This window comes from Klebsiella sp. X1-16S-Nf21 (genome assembly GCF_002837615.1).
GTDB classification, from domain to species: domain Bacteria; phylum Pseudomonadota; class Gammaproteobacteria; order Enterobacterales; family Enterobacteriaceae; genus Klebsiella; species Klebsiella variicola.
In genome coordinates this window covers 21940-31929 of record NZ_PJDK01000063.1, presented here as the reverse complement: position 1 = coordinate 31929, position 9990 = coordinate 21940, and the positions used below count along the sequence as shown (strand labels likewise).

The following is a 9990-nucleotide window of genomic DNA, read 5'->3' as shown; positions in this document are numbered from 1 at the left end:
TGTCGCCGCCTTTGGCTGGCCGGTAAAAAAATGCGATAATATAAGACGTTGCTCACTGATACGGGTATGAAATGACTCATTTGCCTAAATTTTCTCCGGCGCTGTTGCATCCGCGCTATTGGCTGCTGTGGCTGGGTATCGGCCTGCTGTGGCTGGTTGTCCAACTGCCCTATCCGCTGATTTACCGCCTGGGAAATGCCATCGGCCGGCTGGCCATGCGCTTTATGAAGCGTCGGGCGAAGATCGCCTATCGCAACCTTGAGCTCTGCTTCCCCGACAAAAGCGAGCAGGAACGTCACCGAATGGTGGTGATGAATTTTGAATCGGTGGGTATGGGACTGATGGAGACGGGGATGGCCTGGTTCTGGCCGGTTCGTCGTATCGCCCGCTGGACCGACACCATCGGCTTTGAGCATATCCGCGATGTGCAGGCGCAGCAGCGCGGCATTCTGCTAATCGGTATTCACTTCCTGACTCTCGAGATGGGCGCGCGGATGTTCGGCATGAACGAGCCGGGGATTGGCGTCTATCGCCCCAACGACAACCCGGTGATCGACTGGCTGCAGACCTGGGGTCGGCTACGATCCAATAAGGACATGATTGACCGTAAGGATCTGAAAGGGATGATCCGGGCGCTGAAAAAAGGCGACGTGGTCTGGTATGCGCCGGATCACGATTACGGTCCGACCGCCAGCGTCTTCGCCCCACTGTTCGCTGTCGACCAGGCGGCGACCACCTCCGGCACCTGGATGCTGGCGAAAATGTCCAAAGCCTGTATCGTCCCCTTCGTCCCGCGTCGCAAACCGGATGGTAAAGGTTATGAACTGATTATCCTGCCGCCAGAGTGTTCCCCGCCGCTGGACGACGCGGAAACCACGGCCGCCTGGATGAACAAGATTGTTGAGCAGTGCATCATGATGGCCCCGGAACAATATATGTGGCTCCACCGCCGCTTCAAAACCCGCCCCGAGGGCATGCCCTCCCGCTACTGATCCCTTTTCCCGGCCGCGCATGTGGCCGGGAATGCGCTTCTCGCTCATGCTTTAGGCTCTGCTTTAGCTTTAAAAGCTCTCCTCCATTGCGGCATTTATTTCCCAGGCGCATAATTAGCAGGCTCATATTTTCTCTTAATTTGACCTGCCGCGCAGGCCAGTGGAACCCTATGTCCTCTGCTGATACCCCTATTAACTGGAAACAAAATCTGACCGTGACCTGGCTCGGCTGCTTTTTAACGGGAGCCGCCTTCAGTCTGGTTATGCCCTTTCTGCCACTCTATGTCGAACAGCTCGGGGTCACCGGGCATAGCGCGCTGAACATGTGGTCCGGGCTGGTCTTTAGTATCACCTTCCTCTTCTCCGCCATTGCCTCACCGTTCTGGGGCGGTCTTGCTGACCGCAAAGGACGAAAAATTATGCTGCTGCGTTCCGCCCTCGGAATGTCCGTAGTGATGATGCTGATGGGGATGGCACAGAATATCTGGCAGTTTCTGCTGCTACGCGCACTGCTCGGCCTGCTGGGCGGCTTTATTCCCAACGCCAACGCCCTGATTGCCACCCAGATCCCGCGCCACAAAAGCGGCTGGGCGCTGGGCACGCTGTCAACCGGCGCGGTGAGCGGCGCCCTGCTCGGCCCGCTGGCGGGTGGCTTCCTGGCCGACCACTGGGGCCTGCGCACCGTCTTCTTTATGACCGCGGCGGTGCTGTTTATCTGCTTCCTGTTTACCCTGTTTTTAATCCGTGAAAATTTTGTGCCGATCGCCAAAAAAGAGATGCTCAGCGCCAGAGAGGTTTTCTCCTCGCTACAGAATCCCAAGCTGGTGCTCAGCCTGTTTGTGACCTCGCTGATCATCCAGGTGGCCACCGGCTCCATTGCGCCGATTCTGACGCTTTACGTGCGCGATCTCGCGGGCAACGTCAGTAACATCGCCTTTATTAGCGGGATGATCGCCTCGGTGCCGGGAATAGCCGCGCTGATGAGCGCCCCGCGGCTGGGCAGGCTCGGGGATCGTATCGGGCCGGAAAAGATCCTCATCGTCGCGCTAATTATCTCTGTGCTATTGCTGATCCCGATGTCGTTCGTTCAGACCCCACTGCAGCTGGGTATCCTGCGTTTCCTGCTCGGCGCGGCAGACGGGGCACTGCTGCCGGCAGTGCAAACCCTGCTGGTGTATAATTCCACCAGCCAGATCTCCGGGCGTATCTTTAGCTATAACCAGTCGTTCCGCGATATTGGCAACGTCACCGGCCCCCTGATAGGCGCCTCGGTGTCCGCCAACTACGGTTTCCGCGCGGTATTCCTGGTCACCGCGGGCGTGGTGCTCTTTAACGCCATTTATTCTACCCTCAGCCTGCGCCGACCTGCCGCGGAAGCCTCGCAGCCTGACCGCCATTCAGTAAATTAATGTCCAGAGGGGCCCAGCCCCTTGACGCTTTGGCTACCGCCTTCTATAGATTGAATCGTGTTCAATTCATATTCTTCTCAGGAGATTCGCTATGCCAAAGGATTCGATGTTCTATGCCACGCTCGAAGAAGCTATTGATGCAGCACGCGAAGAATTTCTCGCCAATAATCCTGACAGCGATGAAGAGAGCGCTAACGTTGAGCAGCTTAATATTCAAAAGTATGTGCTGCAGGATGGCGATATCGCCTGGCAGGCCGAATTTTTTGCTGACGAAGACGAACAAGGCGAATGTTTACCGATGCTCAGCGGCGAAGCTGCGCAGAGCGTTTTCGACGGGGATTATGATGAGATAGAGCTGCGCCAGGAGTGGCTGGAGGAAAATACCCTCCATGAGTGGGATGAAGGCGAATTCCAGCTCGAGCCCTCGCTGGACACCGAAGAGGGACAGACGGCGGCCGACGAGTGGGACGAGCGCTAATCAGTTATAGGGCCCGTGGCTGGCATCCAGGGGCAGCAGCAGCGTATCGAACACCAGCGAGAACGGCAGGTCCAGAACGGTGAGATAGCGCCATGTCGAGTCGCGAACGTCCCACTGCACGCCCGGGTAATATTGATTGCCATGCCCCTGCCCGGGCACCGTCCGGCTGATAATGCTGCCGCAGCCGCTCAGCAGCAGCGCCATGGCAATGATCGATAATATTCGCATCCACAACCTCGTGTTTCAGATAAAAAAATACCGGCATCGCTGCCGGTATTTTCCTTTACGTACGGCTTATTTCGTTTTCAGCGCCAGCGGGTTAAGCGCTAACTGCTGATAGGCGTTGACCCACGATGAATATTTCTCCGGCGCGGCCCAGACGCGATAGTGCAGACGCGACATGGTCACCGGGTCGCTCAACAGCACCAGTCGACGATCGCGGTTCAGCTTATCCGGCGTTTCGTTCAGCGCCTGCTCAACGTGGCGCTCGCGAGCGATCTCAAGGATATGACCATGACGGTGGCGCGCGGTGGCCATCGCCGTGGCGAGGGCGTTAAACGACGGATTGAATACCGCGTGCATAAAGCCATCGTCCAGTGAACGCTGACGGTTCAGCGTCAGGTACGCGTCGGTATCCTTGAGCACCTGCGGCGGCGAATACTCTTCCGGGATCAGGAACAGCTTCCAGCGCTTGGTGCGCAGGCCCACGGTCGCCCGGCTGGAGATCGCCGACACGAACGGCGACAGGATCAGCGAGACGACGATCGGCGCCAGCCAGAACAGGAAGCGCAGATCCAGCCATGCCATTCCGACTGCCCATACCAGCCCCAGCAGCAGCTGCGAGCCGTGACGCATAAAGGCTTCTCCCCACGGCGTGGAGTCATCATCACGCTGCGGCGAATTCCACACCACTTCCCAGCCGAGGAAGGCGCTGACCACGAAAACGGTGTGGAACAGCATGCGAACCGGCGCCAGCAGGACCGAGAACAGGACCTCCAGCAGCAGAGAAAGCGTGACGCGGATAAATCCGCCATACTCTTTCGGCCCTTTACACCACACCAGAATAATACTCAGCAGCTTCGGCAGGAACAGCAGCACCATGGTCGAAGCGAACAGCGCGATGGCCAGCTCCGGACGCCACTGCGGCCACACCGGGAACAGCTGACGCGGCTGCAGGAAGTACTGCGGCTCGGTCAGGGCATGCACCACCTGTAGCGCCGTCGACAGGGCAAGGAACATAAACCACAGCGGCGCCGACAGGTACGACATCACGCCGGTGAGGAACACCGCCCGGTGAACCGGGTGCATCCCTCTGACGAGGAACAGGCGGAAGTTCATCAGGTTGCCCTGACACCAGCGACGGTCGCGTTTCAGCTCGTCCAGCAGGTTCGGCGGCAGCTCCTCATAGGAGCCCGGCAGATCGTAGGCAATCCACACCCCCCAGCCGGCACGGCGCATTAGCGCGGCTTCGACGAAGTCGTGCGACAGAATCGACCCGGCAAAGTTACCCTCGCCCGGCAGCGGCGCCAGCGCGCAGTGCTCGATGAACGGCTTCACGCGGATAATGGCGTTGTGTCCCCAGTAGTGGGACTCCCCCAGCTGCCAGAAGTGCAGACCGGCCGTAAACAGCGGACCGTACACCCGGGTGGCAAACTGCTGGCAACGCGCATACAGCGTGTCCATGCCCGAAGCGCGCGGGGATGACTGGATGATCCCGGCGTTCGGGTTCGCTTCCATCAGGCGCACCAGGCTGCTCAGACACTCGCCGGTCATCACCGAGTCTGCGTCCAGCACCACCATATAGCTGTACTGGCTGCCCCAGCGGCGGCAGAAATCATCGATGTTGCCGCTCTTACGCTTCACGCGACGACGGCGACGACGATAGAAAATCTGCCCTTCGCCCTGCACTTCGGCAATCAGCTCCATCCACGCCTTTTGCTCAGCCACACAGATATCGGGGTTATAGCTGTCGCTGAGAATATAGACGTCGAAATGAGCGGCGTTACCGGTCGCTTTCACCGACTCCCAGGTCGCCCGCAACCCGGCGAAAACGCGGTCAACGTCTTCGTTACAGATCGGCATAATAAGCGCCGTACGGTGCGCCGGGTTCAACGGTTCGTCACCAACCGTCGAGGCGGAAATACTGTACTTGTCGCGGCCAATCAACAGCTGCAGAAAGCCCATTAACGCAGTCCAGAAGCCGGCGGAAACCCAGCAGAACAGCACCGCGAAGAGGATCAGAATGCCGCTCTGCAACACGTACGGCAGCAGCTGCATGAACGAGATCCACAGGTTCTGCCCCACCATGTCGGCCGGGTTGATCAGCGCCCAGCCCTGATAAGGCAGAATGGTTTTCATATACCAGGTGGCCACCACGGTCTGCGACAGCGTCAGCAGCAGCAGGATGTAGCGACGAATGGTGCCGACGGTACGCCATTTTTGCTCACTCTCGCGCTCTTCTTGCGTCAGGCGGGAGAGATAGCGCGGCGTGACATCGCGGCCGCGCAGACGATCCCAGAAGCGGCCGACCGGGTTAGTCCGCCACGGGTCCGGGATCATCGAGGAACGCCTGGCTTTCGGCATAGCATGCAGCTGGGTACGACCTTCGTCATCCTTCACCAGTTGATCGCCAGAAAGCGAATCCGGCCAGCTGTGCGCCAGACGCGCCTTCACCGACCCCAGCGGAGAGTCGTCTTCGCGAGCGAAGGTCTGATGTTCGTCATCCAGGGCCTGATGAACGGCCTGCAGGCTGGTGTCCGGCAGCGCCGATTTTTCGGCGTCCGACAGCGGCAATGCGTCAATGTACTTCGTTATCTTATTCATTGGCAGGCAGCTGATAGCTCCAGGTTTCGCTCAACGTGTCATCACCGTTAACCAGTGCGGCACGCATTTCCGTCGTTTTCTTCGGATCTTTGACCTTCAAACGCAGGATCATCCGCCAGCCTTTGGTCACTGGATTGTAACGCACGGTATTTTCAACGATTTCCGCGTTATCGCCGGTGCTCGCCTGAGCAGCGACCGGGGTATCCGCTGGCAGTTTCTTCATATCGGCGCCGGTGAAGTCGACAATGAAGGCAACCGTACCGTCCGGCTGACGGATCAGGTTCGACTGCTTCACGTCGCCGGTAGAGCGGCGGGTCTGCATAACGTAAGCGTTATCTGGCGCATGCAGCTTGTCTTCATCGCGGCTGAAGGTGATGGTGTATTTGAAGTTCATCTCCTTGCCCGGCTCCGGCAGCTGATCCGGCGTCCAGTAAGTCACGATGTTATCGTTCGTTTCATCGTTGGTCGGAATTTCAACCAGCTCGATTTTCCCTTTGCCCCAGTCCCCTTTCGGGGTGATCCAGGCGCTTGGACGCAGGTCATAACGATCGTCGAGATCCTCGAAGCGCGAGAACTGACGGCCGCGCTGCAGCAGGCCGAACCCTTGCGGGTTTTCCATCGCATAGCTGCTGACAGCCAGGTGTTTCGGATTGTTCAGCGGACGCCAGATCCACTCGCCGTTACCGGCCAGGATAGACAGACCATTGGAGTCGTGCAGCGCCGGACGATAGTTGAGCGTCGGAGAAGGCTGGTTGGAACCGAACAGGAACATGCTGGTCAGCGGCGCCACACCCAGTTTGCCGACTTTGTCACGCAGGTAAACTTTGGACTGGACGTCCACGACGGTGTCGCGTCCCGGCATGATGACAAAGCGATAGGCGCCGGTTGCCCGTGGGGAATCCAGCAGCGCATAGATAGTCAGACGCTTGTCAGTGGCTTTTGGACGTTCGATCCAGAACTCACGAAAACGCGGGAACTCTTCGCCGGACGGCAGCGCGGTATCGATAGCCAGACCACGCGCGGACAGACCGTAAACCTGACCCTGACCCAGCACGCGGAAGTAGCTGGCACCGAGCATGCTGACGATTTCATCGTTCTTATCTTTGCTGTTGATCGGATACAGTACTTTGAAGCCGGCGAAACCGAGGTCTTTCACCGTGTCTTTATCGTGCTGGACGTTACCAAAGTTGAAATAGTCCGGACTATATTTAATTTTGCGCACGCTGGTCGCCGTCACTTCATTGATGGTGACCGGCGTGTCGAAGTACATCCCCTGATGGTAAAATTCAAGCTTGAATGGGGTTTTCTGGTTATTCCAGTAAGCTTTATCGTGATTAAACTGAATTTGCTGGTAGTCCGCGTATTTCATGTCGCGGAAAGCGGAGGGCAGGTTACTCTTCGGCGCTTCATAGCCTTTCCCGGCTAACGTTTTGGCCTCTTTTGCAACGTCATCAATGCTAAACGCCCATGCAGATGAAGTACACAGGGACAACATTACGGCTGCGCTTAACCAACGCATTTTCATCATCTGTGGTTTATGTTTCATATAAGTAAGCACTTCCCCCTTTGTGTGCTTAAATCGATCCGATCTATTTTAATGGAAACTCAGGCAATCCGACAACATAATCCCTGCTTTGTTCAGCCTGGCGGCACAGGGAATAAACAGTTCGCTGTCCCGTTTGCACTTTGAGTGCTTATCCTGGAGACAGATACCCCGAGTTCATGTAGGGTTGCTGATAATGTAAGCGTTATCACCTTGAGTGATAAGACGAATTATCTGAGATTGTCGTGAATCGTATGAATAATACTCCGGTACAGCGTGAATATTTCTTCGACAGCATCCGCGCCTGGTTGATGCTGCTGGGGATCCCTTTCCACATTTCGCTGATTTATTCCAGCCACAGCTGGCATGTCAACAGCGCTGAACCCTCGTGGTGGTTGACGCTGTTTAATGACTTCATCCATGCCTTTCGCATGCAGGTCTTTTTCGTCATCTCCGGCTATTTCTCCTACATGCTGTTCCTGCGCTACCCGCTGAAAAAATGGTGGAAAGTGCGCGTTGAACGGGTCGGTATTCCGATGCTGACCGCCATCCCACTGCTGACGCTGCCGCAATTTATTATGCTGCAATACGTCAACGGCAAGGCGGAAAACTGGCATACCCTTTCGATGTACGACAAATTTAATACCCTGGCCTGGGAGCTCATTTCCCACCTGTGGTTTTTACTGGTTCTGGTGGTGCTGACCTCGCTGGGGGTGGTGCTGTTTAAATGGCTGACGCGCCGTCCGGCTGGCCACGGCCTCGCCTTCAGTGACACTGTCACCATGGGCCAGCTGACGATGATTTTCCTCGCGCTGGGGGTCTTTTATGCGCTGATCCGCCGGTCCTTGTTCCTGCTCTATCCGCCCCTGCTGAGCAATGGTCTGTTTAACTTTGTGGTGATGCAGACGCTGTTCTATCTGCCCTTCTTTGTGCTGGGCGCGCAGACCTTTATTAACCCACGCTTAAAGACCATGTTCACCACTCCATCGCCGTGGTGCTGCGCCGCAGCGCTGCTCGGGTTTATCGCCTATCGACTGAATCAGCAGTATGGGTCCGGCGACGGCTGGATGTATGAAACCGAATCGGTGATTACTATGGTGTTGGGGCTGTGGATGGTCAATGTGGTCTTTTCGCTCGGCCATCGACTGCTGAACTTCCAGTCAGCGCGCGTGACCTATTTCGTCAATGCCTCGCTGTTTATTTACTTGGTGCACCACCCGCTGACGCTACTGTACGGGGCGTGGATCACCCCGGCCATCAAGTCCAATACCTTAGGCTTTATTGTCGGGCTGGTTTTTGTGGTGGGTATCGCGCTGATCCTGTATGAAATTCATCTGCGCATTCCGCTGCTGCGTTTCCTGTTCTCCGGTAAACCGATGAACAAACCGGCCAAAACCCCGGCTTCGGCCAGCTAATTTGCCGCGGGTGCGGCACGCCAGGCGTGTCGCATTACGCCTGCTCGTCAAAAAGCCGGTCGAAAATCATATTATACAGAGCTTCTAAATCTGCCTTATCGACCGGGGTCGAGGCGCTCAGCTCACAGCGATAGGCGGCCCCCTCGGTCAGAACGGCGATGAGCTCTGATGCGGCATTGCGTCGCGCATCGCTGAGCCCGGGATGGTAGCGCTGCGACAGACGCCCTCCTTCCTCTTTCAAACGCCGATCGGCCTGCACCAGGATCTCGCGCAAGCGTGGGTTACGCGAGGCTTCGGCGTTGATCTCCATCAGCAGATAATTGTCGCTTTTGGTGGCTGCCGACGTCGGGATCCTGCCGGCCAGCACCGCCGCTTTGCGCGCCAGATTGTGGTTCTCATCGATCATCTCCCCGACCCTGGCGTGGACGATTTCGCTGACAATCGCTTCGATGATCGCCTCTTTGCTGGCAAAAATACGATACAGCTGACCAACGCTCAGGCCCGCCTCGCGGGCAATATCGGCAACGGAAGCGCCATGCAGCCCCTTTTCAGCAAAACACCTTTGCGCAGCGGCAACGATCTCTGCGCGGCGCGCCTGCTGCTTCTGCTGTACTTTTCCTTCTGACACCCTGCTCCCTCCTGCTATCCATCTTTCCCGTCAATACCGGCGGTTATCATAGCCTATTCTGCTGGATCAGGGGTATGACGCCAGCAGGCGGCGATAGATAGCCGCCGTTTCCTCATCAAAACAGACGAACAGGACGCGCTCAAGGGGGTTATAGCGAGTGAGAAACGCGGTGACGGTGCGCACGGCGATCTCCGCCGCTTCCTCTTTTGGATAGCCATACACGCCGGTGCTGATCGCCGGAAACGCAATGGAGCGATAGTTGTTTGCCGCGGCCAGCTGCAGACTGTTTTTGTAAGCATCCGCCAGGGTTTGCGCTTCCATGCGGTCGCCGCCGTGCCAGACCGGGCCCACGGTGTGGATCACCGCGCTGGCGGGAAGATCGCCCGCAATAGTGATCACCGCGTGACCGGGAGGACATTCGCCCTGCTGCTGCAATACCTGTTTGCAAGCCGCCAGCAGCGCCGGGCCGGCCGCCCGGTGGATCGCGCCATCTACCCCGCCGCCGCCCAGCAGCGAGGGGTTTGCCGCATTAACAATCACATCGACTTCAAGCGTCGTAATATCGCCGAGAATTACCTCAGGTTGAACAGCCATTTCTCCTCCTGTCGGCATAGCGCGTGGATACGGCTTTCTGCCGATACTAGGGCATTCCCGCCCCCGGGAGCAAGATTATCCCTCAGCCCTGGCGACGGGAAGCTAAAA

At 57.4% G+C, this 9990-nt stretch carries 9 protein-coding genes; 4 read left to right on the top strand and 5 right to left on the bottom strand.

Annotation, left to right across the window (positions count from 1 at the left end):
* The first annotated feature begins 71 nt into the window (after positions 1–71).
* The 3 genes from CW267_RS22945 (at position 72) to CW267_RS22930 (ending at position 2879) form a co-directional block, all read left to right on the top strand.
* Positions 72–992 (top strand): Kdo(2)-lipid IV(A) acyltransferase, encoded by a 921-nt coding sequence (locus CW267_RS22945; RefSeq protein WP_022065198.1) that lies wholly within the window; start codon positions 72–74, stop codon positions 990–992.
* Positions 993–1162: 170 nt separating this feature from the next.
* The gene (gene mdtG / locus CW267_RS22935) at positions 1163–2401 is read left to right on the top strand and encodes a multidrug efflux MFS transporter MdtG (RefSeq protein ID WP_008805966.1); all 1239 of its coding nucleotides are present in this window, start codon (positions 1163–1165) and stop codon (positions 2399–2401) included.
* A gap of 91 nt (positions 2402–2492) precedes the next feature.
* The gene (locus CW267_RS22930; RefSeq protein ID WP_012542251.1) at positions 2493–2879 is read left to right on the top strand and encodes a MysB family protein; all 387 of its coding nucleotides are present in this window, start codon (positions 2493–2495) and stop codon (positions 2877–2879) included.
* Here the strand turns inward: CW267_RS22930 and CW267_RS22925 are convergent, their stop codons facing one another.
* The 3 genes from CW267_RS22925 to mdoG all read right to left on the bottom strand — a co-directional run bounded on the left by CW267_RS22925 (position 2880) and on the right by mdoG (position 7248).
* A complete protein-coding gene (locus tag CW267_RS22925) occupies positions 2880–3107 on the bottom strand; it encodes a YceK/YidQ family lipoprotein (RefSeq protein ID WP_012968579.1) in 228 nt (75 codons plus the stop codon).
* Between the two features lie 66 nt (positions 3108–3173).
* Complete coding sequence (gene mdoH, locus CW267_RS22920; RefSeq protein ID WP_008805963.1) at positions 3174–5702, bottom strand: glucans biosynthesis glucosyltransferase MdoH; 2529 nt, start codon at positions 5700–5702, stop codon at positions 3174–3176.
* On the bottom strand, positions 5695–7248 hold the full coding sequence (mdoG, locus tag CW267_RS22915) for a glucans biosynthesis protein MdoG (RefSeq protein WP_012968580.1): 1554 nt from the start codon (positions 7246–7248) through the stop codon (positions 5695–5697). The genes mdoH and mdoG overlap by 8 nt, the downstream gene beginning before the upstream one ends.
* A gap of 251 nt (positions 7249–7499) precedes the next feature.
* On the opposite strand from mdoG, the gene mdoC reads away from it, so the two are divergent.
* The gene (mdoC, locus tag CW267_RS22905) at positions 7500–8660 is read left to right on the top strand and encodes a glucans biosynthesis protein MdoC (protein WP_012968581.1); all 1161 of its coding nucleotides are present in this window, start codon (positions 7500–7502) and stop codon (positions 8658–8660) included.
* A gap of 34 nt (positions 8661–8694) precedes the next feature.
* Here the strand turns inward: mdoC and CW267_RS22900 are convergent, their stop codons facing one another.
* Complete coding sequence (locus CW267_RS22900; protein ID WP_012968582.1) at positions 8695–9288, bottom strand: TetR/AcrR family transcriptional regulator; 594 nt, start codon at positions 9286–9288, stop codon at positions 8695–8697.
* A gap of 66 nt (positions 9289–9354) precedes the next feature.
* A complete protein-coding gene (gene ymdB / locus CW267_RS22895; protein ID WP_008805959.1) occupies positions 9355–9882 on the bottom strand; it encodes an O-acetyl-ADP-ribose deacetylase in 528 nt (175 codons plus the stop codon).
* Positions 9883–9990: the final 108 nt, after the last annotated feature.

Coding starts and splice junctions, on each gene's coding strand:
- mdoH (WP_008805963.1), bottom strand. CDS start 5,702: ATGAATAAGATAACGAAGTACATTGACGCATTGCCGCTGTCGGACGCC.
- CW267_RS22945 (WP_022065198.1), top strand. CDS start 72: ATGACTCATTTGCCTAAATTTTCTCCGGCGCTGTTGCATCCGCGCTAT.
- CW267_RS22930 (WP_012542251.1), top strand. CDS start 2,493: ATGCCAAAGGATTCGATGTTCTATGCCACGCTCGAAGAAGCTATTGAT.
- mdtG (WP_008805966.1), top strand. CDS start 1,163: ATGTCCTCTGCTGATACCCCTATTAACTGGAAACAAAATCTGACCGTG.
- CW267_RS22925 (WP_012968579.1), bottom strand. CDS start 3,107: ATGCGAATATTATCGATCATTGCCATGGCGCTGCTGCTGAGCGGCTGC.
- mdoC (WP_012968581.1), top strand. CDS start 7,500: ATGAATAATACTCCGGTACAGCGTGAATATTTCTTCGACAGCATCCGC.
- ymdB (WP_008805959.1), bottom strand. CDS start 9,882: ATGGCTGTTCAACCTGAGGTAATTCTCGGCGATATTACGACGCTTGAA.
- mdoG (WP_012968580.1), bottom strand. CDS start 7,248: ATGAAACATAAACCACAGATGATGAAAATGCGTTGGTTAAGCGCAGCC.